General features: G+C 53.0%; 20 protein-coding genes. 17 read left to right on the forward strand and 3 right to left on the reverse strand.

Going from position 1 to position 17,512, the window contains the following annotated elements; all coding sequences use genetic code 11:
- Window positions 1–26 precede the first annotated feature (26 nt).
- The 3 genes from Yoon_RS09565 to Yoon_RS09575 are packed head-to-tail and all read left to right on the forward strand — an operon-like array spanning window position 27 to window position 1,598.
- Entirely contained in the window at window positions 27–725 is a 699-nt protein-coding gene (locus Yoon_RS09565; protein ID WP_238111964.1) for a CoA transferase subunit A, read from the forward strand.
- Window positions 726–734: 9 nt separating this feature from the next.
- Window positions 735–968: a hypothetical protein gene (locus Yoon_RS09570; RefSeq protein ID WP_238111965.1), complete on the forward strand. Its 234-nt coding sequence runs from the start codon at window positions 735–737 to the stop codon at window positions 966–968.
- Window positions 969–971: 3 nt separating this feature from the next.
- Window positions 972–1,598, forward strand: coding sequence for a 3-oxoacid CoA-transferase subunit B (locus Yoon_RS09575; protein WP_238111966.1), 627 nt, complete (start codon window positions 972–974; stop codon window positions 1,596–1,598).
- 41 nt (window positions 1,599–1,639) lie between these two features.
- Here Yoon_RS09575 and Yoon_RS09580 read toward each other — a convergent pair whose 3' ends face one another.
- A complete protein-coding gene (locus Yoon_RS09580; protein WP_238111968.1) occupies window positions 1,640–2,473 on the reverse strand; it encodes a lytic transglycosylase domain-containing protein in 834 nt (277 codons plus the stop codon).
- A 349-nt stretch (window positions 2,474–2,822) separates the two neighbouring features.
- On the opposite strand from Yoon_RS09580, the gene Yoon_RS09585 reads away from it, so the two are divergent.
- The 14 genes from Yoon_RS09585 to Yoon_RS09650 all read left to right on the forward strand — a co-directional run bounded on the left by Yoon_RS09585 (window position 2,823) and on the right by Yoon_RS09650 (window position 15,828).
- Window positions 2,823–3,002 carry a Flp family type IVb pilin gene (locus Yoon_RS09585; protein ID WP_108816426.1) on the forward strand — a complete coding sequence of 60 codons (180 nt, stop codon included), beginning with the start codon at window positions 2,823–2,825 and terminating at the stop codon, window positions 3,000–3,002.
- Window positions 3,003–3,133: 131 nt separating this feature from the next.
- Window positions 3,134–3,313: a hypothetical protein gene (locus Yoon_RS09590; protein WP_238111970.1), complete on the forward strand. Its 180-nt coding sequence runs from the start codon at window positions 3,134–3,136 to the stop codon at window positions 3,311–3,313.
- Window positions 3,314–3,597: 284 nt separating this feature from the next.
- A complete protein-coding gene (gene cpaB, locus Yoon_RS09595) occupies window positions 3,598–4,431 on the forward strand; it encodes a Flp pilus assembly protein CpaB (protein ID WP_238111972.1) in 834 nt (277 codons plus the stop codon).
- A gap of 214 nt (window positions 4,432–4,645) precedes the next feature.
- Window positions 4,646–6,022: a type II and III secretion system protein family protein gene (locus tag Yoon_RS09600; protein ID WP_238111973.1), complete on the forward strand. Its 1,377-nt coding sequence runs from the start codon at window positions 4,646–4,648 to the stop codon at window positions 6,020–6,022.
- Between the two features lie 28 nt (window positions 6,023–6,050).
- On the forward strand, window positions 6,051–6,689 hold the full coding sequence (locus Yoon_RS09605; RefSeq protein ID WP_238111974.1) for an OmpA family protein: 639 nt from the start codon (window positions 6,051–6,053) through the stop codon (window positions 6,687–6,689).
- Between the two features lie 244 nt (window positions 6,690–6,933).
- Complete coding sequence (locus tag Yoon_RS09610; protein ID WP_238111975.1) at window positions 6,934–8,175, forward strand: AAA family ATPase; 1,242 nt, start codon at window positions 6,934–6,936, stop codon at window positions 8,173–8,175.
- 11 nt (window positions 8,176–8,186) lie between these two features.
- Window positions 8,187–9,641 carry a CpaF family protein gene (locus Yoon_RS09615; protein WP_238111976.1) on the forward strand — a complete coding sequence of 485 codons (1,455 nt, stop codon included), beginning with the start codon at window positions 8,187–8,189 and terminating at the stop codon, window positions 9,639–9,641.
- Between the two features lie 6 nt (window positions 9,642–9,647).
- Window positions 9,648–10,613: a type II secretion system F family protein gene (locus Yoon_RS09620; RefSeq protein WP_238111977.1), complete on the forward strand. Its 966-nt coding sequence runs from the start codon at window positions 9,648–9,650 to the stop codon at window positions 10,611–10,613.
- A 10-nt stretch (window positions 10,614–10,623) separates the two neighbouring features.
- On the forward strand, window positions 10,624–11,586 hold the full coding sequence (locus Yoon_RS09625) for a type II secretion system F family protein (protein ID WP_238111978.1): 963 nt from the start codon (window positions 10,624–10,626) through the stop codon (window positions 11,584–11,586).
- A gap of 7 nt (window positions 11,587–11,593) precedes the next feature.
- Window positions 11,594–12,154, forward strand: coding sequence for a tetratricopeptide repeat protein (locus Yoon_RS09630; RefSeq protein WP_238111979.1), 561 nt, complete (start codon window positions 11,594–11,596; stop codon window positions 12,152–12,154).
- Between the two features lie 25 nt (window positions 12,155–12,179).
- A complete protein-coding gene (locus tag Yoon_RS09635) occupies window positions 12,180–13,034 on the forward strand; it encodes a lipopolysaccharide assembly protein LapB (RefSeq protein WP_238111980.1) in 855 nt (284 codons plus the stop codon).
- Between the two features lie 2 nt (window positions 13,035–13,036).
- Complete coding sequence (locus tag Yoon_RS09640; protein ID WP_255698758.1) at window positions 13,037–13,525, forward strand: prepilin peptidase; 489 nt, start codon at window positions 13,037–13,039, stop codon at window positions 13,523–13,525.
- A gap of 133 nt (window positions 13,526–13,658) precedes the next feature.
- On the forward strand, window positions 13,659–14,969 hold the full coding sequence (locus Yoon_RS09645) for an ATPase (protein ID WP_238111982.1): 1,311 nt from the start codon (window positions 13,659–13,661) through the stop codon (window positions 14,967–14,969).
- A gap of 73 nt (window positions 14,970–15,042) precedes the next feature.
- Entirely contained in the window at window positions 15,043–15,828 is a 786-nt protein-coding gene (locus Yoon_RS09650) for an NAD(P)-dependent oxidoreductase (protein WP_238111983.1), read from the forward strand.
- Window positions 15,829–15,855: 27 nt separating this feature from the next.
- On the opposite strand, the gene folD is transcribed toward Yoon_RS09650, so the two are convergent.
- Together folD and Yoon_RS09660 are read right to left on the reverse strand one after the other, a co-directional pair.
- The gene (gene folD, locus Yoon_RS09655) at window positions 15,856–16,749 is read right to left on the reverse strand and encodes a bifunctional methylenetetrahydrofolate dehydrogenase/methenyltetrahydrofolate cyclohydrolase FolD (protein ID WP_238111984.1); all 894 of its coding nucleotides are present in this window, start codon (window positions 16,747–16,749) and stop codon (window positions 15,856–15,858) included.
- Window positions 16,750–16,931: 182 nt separating this feature from the next.
- Window positions 16,932–17,510, reverse strand: coding sequence for an MOSC domain-containing protein (locus Yoon_RS09660; protein WP_238111985.1), 579 nt, complete (start codon window positions 17,508–17,510; stop codon window positions 16,932–16,934).
- Window positions 17,511–17,512: the final 2 nt, after the last annotated feature.

The following is a 17,512-nucleotide window of genomic DNA, read 5'->3' on the forward strand; positions in this document are numbered from 1 at the left end:
GATTGCGAAACGGGGGAACACCATAAATGCAGAAAATATATCCGAATGCCGCCGCGGCCCTTGATGGGTTGTTGTTTGACGGCATGTTCATTGCCGCCGGGGGTTTTGGTCTATGCGGCATCCCTGAATTGCTGCTTGATGCGATCAAAGACGCAGGCACCAAGGATCTTACTTTTGCCTCCAACAACGCAGGCGTAGATGACTTTGGCATCGGTATTTTGCTTCAGACGCGCCAAGTCAAAAAAATGATCAGCTCTTATGTTGGTGAAAACGCAGAATTCATGCGCCAATACTTGTCCGGCGAACTTGAGCTGGAATTCAACCCACAGGGCACATTGGCCGAACGCATGCGCGCTGGCGGCTGCGGCATCCCCGGGTTTTACACCAAAACCGGCGTCGGCACAGTGATTGCCGAAGGCAAAGACCACAAAGATTTCAACGGCGAAACCTACATTATGGAAGAGGGCATCTTTGCTGATCTGGCCATCGTCAAGGCGTGGAAAGCCGATGAAACAGGCAACCTGATTTTCCGGAAAACTGCCCGTAACTTTAATCCGCCAGCCGCAATGTGTGGCAAGGTTTGTATTGTTGAGGTGGAAGAAATCGTTCCAACTGGCAGCCTTGATCCAGACCATATCCACCTGCCCGGCATTTATGTGCATCGCATTATTCAAGGCGACCACGAAAAACGCATTGAGCAGCGTACAACGCGCCCTGCAGCCTAGGGGAAAAGCATGTCAGATCATAACGCCTCTAAGGCCGAACAAGATCGAGAAATATTGCGCGATTTCCATCATTGGATCGTTATTGCCCGCGCAATGGTTCACGATACCTTTGTTGGTGATGACACCGAATTACAGCGCATGACGCTGAGCACCGCACATAGTCTCATGTTGGAACACCAATTGAGCGAAATCAAAACAAGTCTTGCCGAGATCAAGACCTCTCTTAACTCTGGGAAGGATTAAACCATGGCTTGGGATCGCAACCAAATGGCCGCGCGCGCGGCGCAAGAACTGCAAGATGGCACCTATGTAAACCTCGGCATCGGTATCCCGACGCTGGTTTCCAACTATATCCCCGAGGGCGTCGAAGTCACGTTGCAGTCAGAAAATGGCATGCTTGGCATGGGGCCGTTTCCGACCGAAGAGGACATCGACGCGGACCTGATCAACGCAGGCAAGCAAACCATCACCGAATTGCCCCAAACCGCGTATTTCGACAGCGCGCAGTCTTTCGGCATGATTCGCGGTGGCAAGATCGCGATGGCGATTTTGGGCGCGATGGAAGTCGCCGAAAACGGCGATCTCGCCAATTGGATGATTCCCGGCAAGCTTGTCAAAGGGATGGGCGGCGCGATGGATCTTGTGGCTGGCGTCGGCCGTGTCGTTGTCGTGATGGATCACACATCCAAACACGGCGACAGCAAATTGCTAAAATCCTGTACCCTACCACTTACTGGGAAAGGCGTCGTCGACCGCATCATCACCAATCTTGGTGTGCTTGATGTTGTTGAAGGCGGGCTGCACATTGTCGAATGCGCTGACGGCGTAACCGAAGATGAACTACGCGCCGCCACCGAAGCGACAATCGTCTAATCAAATCGGGCGACACGATATAATAGAGTGTCGCCCAGTACTTAAATTCCGTTCACGTTGAACACGCAGCCATCAGTGATCAATTCGGGTGGCGTATTGCAAAGCCCCTTCGCAACCTGCCAAGCCGCCAATACTTTTGGTACATAGGCCCGTGTTTCCGCGAACGGCGGCACGCCTGCGTGACGCATGACATTGCCTTCGCCCGCATTATACCCTGCAAGCGCCAAAACCGGATCATTTCCGAATTCATTGAGCAACCAACCAAGGTAGGCAACGCCGCCCTTAATGTTTTGGGCCCCATCTGTACTGTCAGTCACGCCAAAGCGCGCGGCAGTTGCAGGCATCAATTGCATCAAACCTGTTGCGCCCGCACTGCTTACTGCATCAGTGCGCCCCGCGCTTTCCACCGAAATCACGGCCAGTACCAATGCCGGTGACACATCCGTGCCAACAGTTTCGGTCAAAATCGCCAGACCATGTGCATTGGCAATATCTTGGAGACTTTGCAGACGCGGTGCGGAAACCCTTTCACCTGCTGGTGGGTTATTGATTTGCTTAAGCGCGCTTTCGAGCCGCGCCGGAGAAGAATCGTTAATCCCGAAAGATACGTTGTTCCAAAACCAGTCAGTTCCCGCAGATTGCGGCACGGCAATCGCCGCAGATGCTTCTTCCACTTCAGGCTCATCTGAATAGACAGGACCAAGCCGCGGCGCATTCGGATCAATCTGCACGTTGATCCGCCCCGTAGAGCCTGCAGTCGGTACCGAAACCATCCGGAATGTAAAATCCGGCTGTAGTCGCTCTACCTCTGCGCTGGCGTTAGAACTGCTGACCGATAGGGCCAAAGCCACTAAAAAAGGAATCTTACGATTCATGATCTGTCCTGCTCGTCATTTTTATTACCCTAATCATGGCAGAAAACCGCCAAAACTCCAGATTCCCGAAAACAATTATGTCATTTAGGCCCTATTGCCGACCTTTTAGCAACGGACACTAAAACACCGCAGCACAAAATTCATTAATTAGTACAATAAATACAATTGCTTAAATGATTTTTTCGCAAAAAATTTACCCGTCCAAAAAAAATATGAAAGGCGTCAAACTCCCGCCCCATTCTACAGGCTATATAAGGACATCCAAGACAGGGGCTTTGCTAAACACCTAGTAACGCTGACCTGGCGAGGAACGAAATAAACCCTAATGATACCCTGAGGAGGGAATTCAATGCTTAACTTTATCAAAAACTTCCGCAACGACGAAGACGGCGCTGTAACAGTTGACTTCGTAGTTCTGACTGCTGCGATCGTTGTTCTTGGTCTGGCTGTTGGTGGCGCTGTGTCACGTGGCGCAGAAGGTCTTGCCAACGAAATCGAAGACTCACTTGACAACATGGACGCTGAATAAGCGCTTCTTGGCTAGTTGAGTATTGCGCTAGCGCTACTCAGCACATGTCTAAAAGTTTGAGGGCGCGGCACATTTTGTGGCGCGCCCTTTTTTTAAAACTATTGCGAACGCTGACACAGATAGGACACAGGATGAAGCAGATTTTTAAACGTCTCGCCGCCGAAGAGGACGGGGCAGTTACCGTAGATTTCGTGGTCCTTACCGCCGCCATTACTGTGCTCGGTTTAGTCGTGGTTACCGCGTTTTCTCCCGGCGCGACCGGCCTTGCAAACGAAATAGAAGATGCTCTTGATAATATGGATGCCGAATAGGTGTCAGGGTAAACCCCGACACCTTTAGCATGCACCTCGTCGCTAGACATAAGCTGGGGAAAGTCAGCACCCGTTTGTGTCTCCGTTCGGCGACAGTAAGCCGCTCAATACTGTGTTAAATGCACACTCCCAAATTGGCGTGTTCGCTGCGCACGCACCTCGCGCATTGAAATCCCCTTTCTAAATGGTCTAAAACGCGGCAAAGCTAATAGCTTGTCAGGGTTTGGGGCTACAGTGCCAGTCTCAACGCTCGATGGCGGCTCAAAAAATCGAAGGATGCGATAATGCGTGGAGTTTTTGGACTGGTTTTATTGGTCGGCATGGGCCTAGCGGGCTTTGCCGTATATATGGTGAACCAACAAATCGAACAAACGGCAAGTCAACTCGCGCGTGCCGAAGCGCAGCGCGATGGTGCCGTTCAGACAGTTGACGTTTACACGGTGAACAAGGCGTTTTCATACGGCGATGTCCTAACGGCCGACGATGTCGTACTAATAAAATACGCCCGCGATTCGCTGCCAGAAGGTATCTTGCGGGAAGAAGAAGCCCTGTTCCCTCCAGAATATGCCGCGAAATCACGCGTGGTAATCCTGCCGATCATTCCGAACGAGCCTTTGACGCAGAGTCGCCTCGCTGCTCCTGGAGCGACGCGTGGCCTTACTGCACTCCTTGATCCAGGCATGCGCGCATTTCCCATTCAAGGTCGGGTAACCGGTAGTTTTGGCACTTTGCGCCCGGACGATCGCATCGACTTGTATTGGAGCGGCCAACTGCAGTCTGGGCGCCGCGTAACAAATCTTTTGAAATCGGGGTTGGAGATTATCGCAGCGCCTGACGAGGAGCGCTCAAACGGGATTGATCAAGTCATCGTCCAAATTACCCCACAAGAAGTCGCCGAGCTAACGCAAGCACAGTCCAGCGGTACGCTCACGATCTCGCTTGTTGGTTCTGGAGATTCGGTTTCGATCACCGAAAGCATTTCTGCGGACAACTTATCGGTGACCGGTGAGATCATCGAAGAAGAAGAGGAAGAAGAGGTCGTCGAAGAGGATGCGAAATGCTACGGCTACGAACGGCGTGGCACAGAGCGTGTCGAAGTCGAGATCCCTTGCAATTAGTCTGCAAGCCCTAAACCGCACCATTAATTCACTAAAAACGCCCGGAGAGCCCCGGGCGTTTTTGCATTCCGAGACATAGTGTTGCGCGATGTCCACATTTGCTTCGTCTTCCAACCTATTGATTATTGCAATAAATGCGCGACTGACGCATGGTCACTACATCATGGGCATTAAGACCCTAGCAACGAGGCGTGATCGGAGAGGCAGGTCACTTATGAAGTATGACAGATTTATCAAAGCCGCACTTACAGGCTTAACGTTGTCGCTTACCGCGACGGCACCAACAATGGCACCGGCTGAAACGTTGCGCGTCTTGCGCGGCGCGGCATCCAGTGCACTCAGCGTCCCAATGAACCGGGCCATCGTGGTTGAGAGCGACGTTCCTTATTCGGACGTTTCAATCGCCAACCCTGGCATCGCAGATATTTCTTCGCTTTCAGAACGCACATTGTACGTTTTGGGCAAAGAGCCGGGCCGCACCACCCTAACCCTATTGGGCGCTGATGGGCGTCTGATTACCAACGTTGAGATCCATGTCTCACCTGATATGGGCGAGTTCAAAGAACGCTTGGCCCAGATCCTTCCAGGTGAGAACATCGAAGTACGCACGGCCAATGATGGTATCGTACTTTCTGGACAGGTCAGCTCAATCGCGCGCCTTGAACGTGCCCTTCAACTCGCGAACCGCTACGCACCAGATCGGGTGTCAAACCTGATGGTCGTCGGTGGCACGCAGCAAGTTATGTTGCAGGTACGGTTCTCAGAAATGCAGCGTTCTGTAAGCAAATCATTTGGCACCAACTTCTCCGTACTCGGAACATCGAATGGCCTAAGCGTCGACGGTGGGACTACTACCGCCGCAGGAGCCGGGTCTAACGGTGCGGTTACCTTTGGTTTCGGCGCTGGTGCAATGGATGTGAGTCTCACGCTTGAGGCGCTGGAATCGCGCGGCCTTGTACGGACTTTAGCCGAACCAAACCTTACTGCGCTGAGCGGTCAGGAGGCATCGTTCTTAGCCGGTGGTGAATATCCGGTACCAATCGCTCAAGACGAAGATACAATAACGGTAGAGTTTAAGCCTTTTGGTGTTGAACTCAACTTCATCCCGACTGTCGTCGACGATGATATCATCAACCTTGAACTGGAAGCTGCGGTATCTGCGATCGACACGACCAACTCGTTTACGTCGGGTGAGTTCACAATTAATGCGTTTTCACGCCGTGAAACCAGCACAACCGTGGAAATGCGCGACGGTGAAAGCTTTGCAATTGCTGGACTGTTGCAGGACGACTTTAATGATCTGACCGAGTCGGTGCCATGGATCGGCGATGTGCCAGTCTTGGGCGCTCTGTTCCGGAGTGCGGCCTATGAGCGCGAACAAACTGAGCTTGTGATCATTGTGACGCCGCATTTGGTCTCGCCAACACGCGGCGCTGCTTTGTCGCTTCCAACCGATCGTGTGCAGCTGCCAAGCGAAGCCGATCTGTTCTTGCTCGGCAAAACATCCGCCGGCACTCAAATCCCCGGCGCAGCCGGTGAAGTAGCCCGTCAGGACTTTAGTGGTTCTTACGGCTACGTCATGGACGAATGAATAGGAGCACAGGTCAATGAAGAAACTTATGACAACAGCAACGGCCGCTGCGCTCCTTGCGGGCTGCTCGGCAACGACGGATGACTTCCCACAGCTTCAATACGAAGCAGGGGCTGTCGTTGACGGCGGTGGTTTTGGCAACGCGACGATGAACAACGTGATGGTTCAATCAGCGCAAGAAGACTACCGCGTCAATCTAGCGCGTCGTTTCGCGTCCGAGATTGATTCAACAGTCACATTCGAGTTCAACTCGACTGTACTTGATGCAGATGCCCAGCGTATTCTTTCACGCCAAGCAGATTGGATCCGTCAGTTCCCAGAAGTCCGCTTCCGGGTCTACGGGCACACCGACCTTGTCGGTAGCCAATCATACAACCGCAGTCTCGGCCTTCGTCGTGCACAAGCAGTTGTTGCCTATCTGACGTCGCAAGGTATTGGACGGGATCGCCTCGAAGCGGTTGCTTCATTTGGCGAAACTCAGCCTTTGATCGCGACAAATGATCGTGAGCGTCGCAACCGCCGGACAGTTACAGAGGTATCAGGATTCGTTGAAACCGATCCTATGGTGCTCGACGGAATATACGCGCAAGTTATCTACCGTGGGTATATTGAACGCGCTGTATCACCGCCCGCATTGGGTGGCACAGAAATCGCCGCTGGCGAATAACAGCCTACCAATTATGTCCACGCCGAACACAGTTTGGCGTGGACGTTCTCTTTTTAGTTACATTTTTTGCAACACTGACCTGAAATATGGGTCTTTGGTCCAAAATTCGACACGATTGCCCCCAATATTATCCCAACCACAGTGCGCCACGGCAACGCGGCCGCGCCTTATATTCTATCGCTCTAGCGCTTACACTTGCTGGTGGACTAAGATGGAATCACAACATCGATGAGGACGACAAAGAATGACTGATACTACGGCCGTACAGCACGATGCGCCCCCGATTGTAGCGTGCACGATCAGCCGCGATGTACAGATTTTTGATCTGTTAATCGAAGACATGGAAGCCGCACTTGGCGACGCTTGGGGCGACCTGAGCTTTGAAGACGCTGTCGCATTTTTGGGGCAAAAAGAGGCGCGTAGCCTCCAGTTTGTCACAATCGCGATGGATGTGAATGACGAAGACAACTTGCCATTGGTGTCCGAAGTGATCGCTGTTGCCAAAGCCGCCAAAATCAAAGTTATTCTTATTGCAGAAGATGTCAGCCCAACCGCGTTGCACCAATTGCTCCGCGAAGGCGGTGATGAATTTGTGCCCTACCCGCTCCCCGAAAACGAACTTGCGCGCGCGATCGAACGTGTCCTGACCGCCGAAGAACCTGAAGAACCCGCAGAAGGCACCAAAGGCTTTAACGCGACGGGGAATCATTCTGGCGTTGTTGTGCCAATCCACGGCATTGCTGGCGGTACCGGTGCAACGATGTTTGCCGTCAATCTTGCTTGGGAACTTGCCAACATAGACAAGGAAGACCCACCCAAGGTTTGCTTGCTTGATCTCGATTTTCAGTTCGGATCGGTGTCGACCTATCTTGATCTTCCCCGCCGCGAGGCCGTGTTGGAAATGCTAACCGACACAGAATCGATGGATTCCGAAGCTTTTTTACAATCAATGCTGACCTACGAAGACAAGCTGCACGTGCTGACGTCGCCAACAGATATGATTCCGTTGGACATGATTACACCCGAAGATATCGCGCGAGTGATCGAAGTCGCGCGGGTCAATTTCGACTATGTCATCATCGACATGCCAACGACGATGATCGAATGGTCGCAAACTGTCCTTGAAACCGCACATATCTATCTCGCGATGATCGAACTGGATATGCGGTCCGCGCAGAACACATTGCGCCTGAAACGCGCGTTGCAGTCAGAAGACCTGCCGTTCGACAAAATTCGGTTCATTCTCAACCGCGCACCTGGGTTTACCGATATGAACGGCAAAAGCCGGGTCAAACGCCTTGCGGATAGTCTCGGAATTTCAATTGACGTGCTGATGCCTGACGGCGGCAAGCCCGTCATGCAAAGCTCTGACCACGGATCGCCAATGGCTGTTGGTATCCCTAAGAACCCATTGCGCAAAGAAATTACTAAATTTGCGAAGTCACTGCATGAAGTCAACCAAGCTGAAGCTGACGCGAGAGCTTAAGAGGCAACAATATGTTTTCGAAATATAAAAAACCCAACGCACCCAAAGATACCCCTGCCGCAGCGGGCCGTCCAAAGGTGAATGTCGCCCCAGCGGCTGCCCCAAAAGTGGATGAGGCACGTAAATCGCTGATGAAGGCGATGCCCGAAAAGCGGGCCGCTGAAGCGGGCCCTGTCGATAAAGACAAGCGTCGCAAGGAACGTCTGGGCGAGATCAAGCTCGAATTGCACAAGTCGCTGCTCGACAATTTGAACCTCGCCGCGTTGGAATCCGCGTCAGAGGCCGAGCTGCGTAACGAGATCAACTCAATCGCGAATGAATCGCTTGAGGAAATGGGCATCGTCTTGAACCGTGACGAACGGCAAGCGCTGAGTCAGGATCTGTTCTTTGAGGTTACTGGACTTGGCCCACTTGAGACATTGCTTAAAGACGAATCTGTAAACGATATTTTGGTCAACGGCCCGCAGCAGATTTTTGTGGAACGTGACGGTAAGCTTCAGCTCACTGATATTACGTTTAAAGATGAAAAGCACCTGCTGCGGATCATCGATAAAATCGTTTCCGCCGTTGGTCGCCGGGTTGATGAAAGTAACCCTTACGTCGATGCGCGTCTTGCTGATGGTTCTCGTTTTAACGCCATGGTGCCACCTATTGCGGTCGACGGGTCACTGGTTTCCATTCGTAAGTTTAAGAAAGATAAGCTTGGGATCGAAGAACTGGTCAAATTTGGCGCATTTACCGAAGAAATGGCCGCCTATCTTCAGGCCGCCGTGTCAACCCGCCTAAATGTCATCGTATCTGGCGGTACGGGTTCTGGTAAAACGACCACATTGAACGCGCTTTCGGGCTTTATTGATGACGCCGAACGTATCCTGACAATCGAGGATACGGCCGAACTTCAACTGCAACAAACGCACGTTGGTCGGATGGAAAGCCGTCCACCAAACGTCGAAGGCAAGGGCGGCGTATCCCAGCGCGACTGTCTGAAAAACGCCCTGCGGATGCGTCCTGATCGCATCATCGTGGGGGAGACGCGTGGCGAAGAAGTTATCGACATGCTGCAAGCCATGAACACTGGCCACGATGGGTCAATGACCACAATTCACGCCAACTCTGCACGCGATGGCGTGTCGCGTTTGGAAAACATGATCGCGATGGCCGGGATCGAAATGCCGCTGAAAGCGATGCGGAGCCAGATTTCATCGGCGGTAAACCTCATCGTGCAGGCATCGCGTTTGCAAGATGGTTCCCGCCGCATGACGTCCATCACAGAGATCACCGGGATGGAAGGCGACGTTATTTCGATGCAAGAAATCTTTCGATATCAACGTGTCGGTCTAACACCCGACAACAAGATTATCGGGCACTTTACAGCGACAGGCGTGCGCAGCCACTATTCTGACCGCTTCAAGCTGTGGGGATACGATTTGCCACCTGCTATCTTTGAACCAATGGTTGCGGAGTAACGACGCATGATTTCGGCTGCCCCAGTAATTTATATCCTGATCTTTGTCGCCGTTGTCGCGATGGTTCAGGGTGTCTACCTTGTGATTTTTGGCAAATCGATCAGCATGGACGGGAAGGTTAACCGCCGTCTTGAGATGCTTGATAAAGGCGGGAACCGCGAACAGGTTCTTGATCAGTTGCGCAAAGAGATGTCGCAGCATATGCGCTCGCAAAGTATTCCGATCTATTCCATCTTGGCGAACAAAGCGCAGATGGCGAACATCGTGTTTACCCCGCCACAAATCATCATGCTGATGGGCGTCATCAGCTTTGTCGCCTTTATGATGCTGACAGTCCTGACCCAGCTTGGCGTGCCTGTGCGTGCTGCTGTCGCAGTTTTGATGGGCGTTGGCGGCGTATACGTTTGGATCAGCCGCAAGGCTAACAAACGGATGTCAATGATTGCTGAGCAGCTTCCCGAAGCCGTTGAACTTATGGTCCGTTCGCTTCGCGTGGGTCACCCGTTCTCAAACTCGCTACAGATTGTTTCGACCGAAATCGCTGACCCGCTCGGCACTGAATTTGGGATGATCTCGGATGAGGCTGCATATGGGCGTGATATGGGGGAAACACTTAAAGCTATGGCGGAACGCTTGGATAACCAAGATATGCGCTTCTTGGCCGTTGCCGTCAGTATTCAACAGACATCCGGTGGTAACTTGGCGGAAATTCTGGATGGTCTTGCCAAAGTTATCCGCGCACGGTTCCGCCTGTTCCGCCGCGTTAGTGCGATTACTGCAGAAGCAAAATGGTCTGGCAACCTTCTGTCCGTTTTCCCAGTTTTGGCACTTATCCTCATCACATTGGTCAAACCCGACTATTTCGATGAAGTCATGGAAAGCTCTGCCTTCATTCCGGCCTGTTTCGTTATCAGCGCCTTTCTTGTGTTGAACGTGGTCGTCATGCGTTCGCTTGTAAACATTAAGGTCTAAGGGGCCCATCATGGAAAACATTCAAGCACAGCTTACCGAACTTCTTGGACCAAACGCACTGATCATCCTTGTCGGTCTTATTGGCTTCTTTTTGGTGTTGGTGACCCTGCCAGTTCTGCTCAAGAAAGACGACGATCCGCTTAACCGCCTAAAGGCAAGTGGACACAGCACAGATAAGAAAACCGCTAAGGGCGAAAAACTGCGTACGGCCTCTAGCAAAGATAAGCTCGAGAAATATTCGAGCTTCCTCGAGCCGCAAAACGAAGATGAATATTCAGCCGTCAAGCTAAAGCTATTGCAAGCGGGCTACCGTGGCAAAACAGCTGTGCGCACATATAACTTCTTACAACTCACACTGGGTATCTTTGGGCTGGTGCTTGGTGGCATGTATGCTGTTTTCAAAATGTCGCAAGGCGATGTTTCATCGCAAGATCTTGCGCTTATGATCTTGGGGCCTGCTGGCGCCGGCTACTTTCTACCCAAGTATTGGGTCACACGCCGACAAGCCGTACGCCAAGAAGCCATCACAAACGGCTTTCCCGACGCGCTCGACTTGATGCTGGTCTGTGTCGAAGCTGGGCAATCACTTGATCAATCGATCATGCGCGTATCCAAAGAGCTGCGTTCTGGCTTTCCCGACATTTCAGATGAGTTTGAAATGGTTGGTCAAGAAACTAAAGCGGGTAAAGACAAGACAACCGTGCTGAAAGATATGGCCGAACGCTGCGGTGTGCAGGACATCACCAGCTTTGTTACAGTGCTGGTCCAATCGCAGCAATTTGGTACATCGATTTCGGACGCGTTGCGTGTCTATTCACTTGAAATGCGTGACAAGCGCGTCATGCGCGCCGAAGAAAAAGCCAACAAACTGCCAACAAAAATGACATTAGCCACCATGATGTTGACTGTGCCGCCACTTATGGCAATTTTGATTGGTCCATCGATCTACGCGATCGCCCAAAACTTGGGCTGATCAAAAAATGAAACCTCGGCTCGCCCTTCTGGGGATCGCTTTCACCACGTTGATCGCCTGTGCCAACGACGGGTTGGATAATTCGGGCGACGGGGTATTTGCCCCCGGTGTGTCTGGTGAAGGCAGTGTTGACGGGTTGATTGTGGGTCATCGGCTGATGGCCGCGGGCGAATACGAACTGGCGCTCAAAGCTTATAGGCGAGCGGCCATTCAGCACGGGCTCAATGTCGACACACTCTCGGCAATTGGGTCTGCAAACCTGCATATTGGGCGCCTTGGACAGGCTGAACGTTGGTTGCGTGATGCTGTTGAATTAGATGCTAGCTTTCCACCCGCGTGGAACAATCTTGGCGTCGTTTTGATGGAACGTGGCAAAGTTGCCGAAGCAAGTGAGGTTTTCCGCCGCGCATATGCCGCAGACAACGGAAATTCGGATGAAATCCGCGACAATTTACGGTTAGCGCTCGCAATGTTGGAAAACAACGACAATACTGTGGTACAAGATTACCAGAACTTCAATTTGATCCGACGCGGTGCAGGTGATTTCGTGCTAATGTCAGATCTCTGAGTATGAGCAGCAAAAGGACGCTAAAATGCGCCACCCAATTATTCTTTCGCTTTGCCTAGCAACGCTTACCCTGTCGGCCTGTGCAAAATCGACAGAAGAGCAAATTCAAGAAGCCATCAACGACATCAACGCCAGCGATGCGCAAAACGTCAACGAGCTCATGATGACAATGGGCGACCCCAACGAAGCGGTCCAGCATTTCTCAGCCTCGCTTGCCGCCGACCCGGACAATATCGATCTTCAGCGTGGCCTTGCGACATCACTGATCCGTGCGACCCGTGTGACAGAAGGGATTGCAGCATGGAATACAGTTGTTGCACATCCTGAAGCCACGAGTGAAGACCGCGTAGAACTTGCAGGCGCGCATATCCGGGCAAGCGCCTGGGACGATGCTGCCGCCACGCTCAACACAGTGCCGCCAACCTTTGAAACGTTCAAACGCTACCGGTTTGAGGCCATGGTCGCCGATAGCCGCCAACAATGGGACAAGGCGGACAGTTTCTATCAAACTGCTGCGGGTCTCACGACGCGCCCGGCCTCGGTCTATAACAACTGGGGGTATTCCAAGCTAACCCGCGGTGATTACCGTGGTGCTGAACGACTGTTCCTCGACGCTTTGCGCCATGACGCGACCCTGTTTACTGCCAAAAACAACCTCGTTCTTGCACGCGGCGCACAGCGCAACTATGCGCTGCCCGTCGTTGACATGAACCAAATCGAGCGCGCGCAGCTGCTTTACACCCTCGCGCTTGCTGCAATTAAACAAAATGACGTCTCGATCGGCAAATCGCTTTTGGCGGATGCGATCGAAACCCACCCGCGTCACTTTGAAGAAGCCGTGCGCGCATTGCAGGCGCTTGAAAACAACGCGACAAACTAGCTATGGGACTGACGGCATACGCAGCATGCTGGTTCCTGCCGGCAGTTATCCCAATCGCAGTTTTCGTGGCGTGGAACGACATGCGAGTCATGAAGATCCCCAATCTTGCGGCAGGTGCGCTTTTGCTCAGCTTTGCCGTACTTGGGATCTTTGCACTGCCCTTTGTCACCTACCTGTGGCACTGGACCCATTTTGCCGTGGTGCTTGCGGTAGGAATCCTGTTTTGGATGTCTGGGGTCATTGGCGGTGGCGATGTGAAGTTTATGGCGGCGGCCGCCCCGATGGTTGCTGTTGCCGACCTGCGCATGTTTTTGTTGATCTACGCGTCCTGCCTTTTGGCCGCCTTGGTCACGCACCGCTTGGCAAAACATAGCCCGCTGCGTAAAATTGCGCCTGATTGGCTTAGCTGGGACAACGACCGTTTTCCAAAGGGGCTCGCGCTAAGCGGGACGATTTTGTTTTATCTACTAGTTGTTGCGATTACGCGTTAAACAAAGACAACATAGGCCGTGCCCCTTACAGGCACTTGTTTGTTCACTATTTCGCCACAATAGGCTGTAATCTTAGTTAAAACCGCCGCAGATTCTGCGGAATTCGAATCTTTTTACGATAGGCAAGAATGTCATGAACGTGCAATCCTCTGGTGTAATGGCCCCCCCGGCGCCGCGTAGTCTTGAAGGCATGCTCCTGCCTATGTCGATGATGCGCGATATTTTAATCAAAACAATGTTCCGGATGAACCTTGATCAGGTCTCGCTGATCAGCCGTGCCATTTGTCTGCCCATTCCCGTCACACAAGAATTGGTCGATATGGCCCGCAGTCAGCTCCTGCTTGAGGCGCGCGGAACGCTGAACGCCAACAGCGGCAATGAGATGGGTTATCAATTGACCGACGCCGGACGCGCGCGCGCGCTGGATGCGCTTAGCCAGTCTGAATATTACGGTGCGATGCCCGTCCCGCTTGATATCTACCGCGAACAGATTGAACGCCAGTCGATCCGGAATATCCAGATCACACGTGAACAGCTATCGACCGCGATGGGGCACCTTGTGTTGCCGCCAGACCTGTTATCAAATCTTGGCCCCGCGATTAGTGCGGGCCGCTCGATCTTGATGTATGGTCCACCGGGCAATGGGAAGTCATCCATCTCGAACGGTATTCGCGATGCGTTAGGCGATAAAATCTATGTGCCTCGTGCAATTGAATATTCGGGTCAGGTGATCACCGTTTACGATCCGATTGTGCACTCCGCCGCCGAAGATGACGTCGATGATCCCAATAGCCTGCGCCGGACCTCTGGTCGGTTTGACACGCGCTATGTGCGCTGTGAACGCCCAACCGTGATTACGGGTGGTGAATTGTCACTGTCGATGCTTGACCTTGTTTATAACCCCACCGCGCGGACTTATCAGGCGCCCTTGCAGTTGAAATCAACTGGCGGCATCTTTATCGTGGACGACCTTGGCCGTCAGGCTGAACCACCGCAGACGCTGGTCAACCGTTGGATTGTTCCGCTCGAAGAAAACAAAGATATTCTTGCGCTGCAATCGGGTGAGAAATTCGAGGTTCCCTTTGACACGCTTGTCATTTTCTCAACCAACTTCCACCCGAACGCGATCTTCGATAAGGCGGCTTTGCGCCGGATTTTCTATAAGATTAAGATCGACGGCCCACACCAAGAAGACTTCCTAAAGATTTTCGCGATGGTGGCCCGCAAACGTAAAATGCCACTTGATGAGGATACGCTCGTTCACCTGTTGAACACGCGTTACCCCGAGATCGACAATGTCTATGCCAACTACCAGCCGATTTTCTTGATCGATCAGATGATCTCAATCTGTGAATTCGAAGGCATCCCCTATCAAATGACACCGGATCTGATTGATCGGGCATGGGCCAACATGTTCGTGAAAGAAGAAGAAATCATTCACTAGTGACATTTTAAATTCCCAAGCAACTGACTTCCCTTTACCCAAAGGGAAGTCTTTTTCTTTTGGGGGGTACGATATGACGGAAATTATTGGTGTGGCTGGATGCGGCCGCATGGGCAGGCCAATGTTGGCCAATCTACAATCGGCTGGATTTGATGCGCGTGGCTATGATCTGCGTGCCTCTGCCGGGGTTGGCACAGATGTTGATACCTTTTGCGACGGGCTGACAACGCTGATCACCGTCGTCCGCGACGCGGCAGAGACCGATGCGTTGCTCTTCGATGATCAAAATGTCGTCGCCAACGCGCGCGCCTTGCAGACAATTGTGATCAGCTCGACCCTATCGCCCAATTACGTCAAATCCCTGCGCGCACGTATCCCTGCGCATATCACCATCATTGATGCGCCTATGTCTGGCGCGCAAGTGCGTGCCCGCGCAGGCACGTTGACCTTTATGGTCGGTGGCGATCCAGCACCCATTATGCCGCTCTTGCAGGCAATGGGCGACGCGATCCACCCGATGGGCGACTTCGGTGCTGGGATGACCGGCAAGGTGCTGAATAATATGCTGGCGGCGTCGCATACGGCAATGACCCGGCTGGTGCTTGATTGGGGTGATGCACAGGGCGTGGGTGAGGCAAAATTACTGGCCTTGATCGCAAGCGCCTCAGGCCAAAACTGGTTGGCCTCAGGCTTTGACGATATTGAATTCGCACGCGACGGGTTCGGCGACGACAATAGTATTGGGATTTTGGCCAAAGATGTCGGCGCAGCACTCGATATCGCGCCAGATGGTAACACCGCTCTGCCCGAGGCCGTGCAAACGGCAATCAGGCAGCTTAAGCCGCGCGCCAAATCGTAGGGTGGATCTTGATCCACCCCACCTAAACTAGGCAGTCAGCCCTTCGGGCTCTTTCAACCCGTTGGCGCGGCAACAGGCGGTGACTGTATTCGCCAGAAGGCAAGCAATCGTCATCGGTCCAACACCGCCCGGCACCGGGGTTATCGCCCCCGCCACAGCGGCGCAACTGTCGTAATCTGCGTCACCCACCAGCCGGGTGCCACCCTCTGGCTTATCAATGCGGTTGATGCCCACATCAATCACCGTCGCACCTGGTTTGATCCAATCGCCGGGGATCATCTGCGGGCGGCCCACGGCTGCGACCACGATATCAGCTTGGCGCACCACGGCGGGCAAGTCTTTCGTACGGCTATGCGCGATGGTCACGGTGCAGCTATCGCCGAGCAGCAATTGCGCCATCGGTTTGCCAACAATATTCGAACGACCAACAACGACAGCATTCATGCCAGAAAGCGATCCATGATGGTCACGCAACATCATCAGACAACCAAGCGGGGTGCAGGGCACCATGCTTTTTTGTCCCGTTCCCAGAAGTCCAACATTTGAGATATGAAACCCATCCACATCCTTGGCCGGGTCGATGCTATTGATGACCAAGTCACTGTCCAAATGTCCGGGAAGTGGTAGTTGCACCAGAATGCCGTGGACATCCTGATCCGCATTCAACTTAGCAATCAAAGCAAGCAAATCCTCTTCGGAGGTTTGCGCATCCAACTTGTGTTCAAAGCTGTTCATGCCAACTTCGACGGTCATTTTGCCCTTGGAACGCACGTAAACTTGGCTGGCCGGGTCTTCGCCCAACAGTACCACGGCAAGTCCCGGCGTAATCCCGTGCACTTCTTTAAGGCGCGTGACATGTTCGGCGACTTTCGTGCGCACTGTCGCGGCAAAGGCTTTTCCGTCAATTACTGTTGCTTTCATTGTATATCCCCGGCGTTGGTTACGTATGAAGGCTCCGCTGCCCTACCGCAATTCCAACGGTGAGCAATTACACAGCCTCTTTGGCGTCAATTTATCCACGCAATACGGGATGTAATCCCCTAATCCGACATAATTTCGCGGTTTTTCGGCACCGGGTATGTCCCGCGTTTCTGATCAGAAACCTATGGCTGCCATGCGCGTTGGTCGGGCACATGCAAGCGCACAGCGTCACCCACCTTGACCTTGCCCTCACGCTCCACCCAGGCTGTCACACCGCGTTTATCCTTAGCCGCTGCCTTAAACTTGCGCCCGGCCTCTGGGTTATCTTCTGCGATGACCTTTGCCGGCAGATGGCAGGGCCGATTTTCCATATCCACCACGATGGCAGAGCCATCTGGGAATTGCAGCCGCGATGATGGTGGCAGGTGCGTGAAATCAGGAATGCCCTTGATCACCATAGATGCGCCAACATCCGCTGGGTCTAGCTGGTCAAGCCCGCACGCGGTAGCGATCATTGCCAGTTCTTCGGCAGAGAGAACCGTCAACTGCCGCACATTCCGGATCGGCGTGTCACGGGGGTACTGGCTGGCCACACGCACACATGCAGGGCGTATCTCTCCCCCGTGCGCCTCACCCGGAATACCCGCGAATGTCAGCACGGCCTCTGCTTGGTTTGCTGCGCGTAAAGACGCGTCGCGATCTGGCACATGGCCGATCCAAATAACTTCGCCAGTAATTTCGGTTGGTTTGAGAGCGGGCAAGG

Source organism: Yoonia sp. I 8.24, from assembly GCF_022096995.1.
Lineage (GTDB): Bacteria > Pseudomonadota > Alphaproteobacteria > Rhodobacterales > Rhodobacteraceae > Yoonia.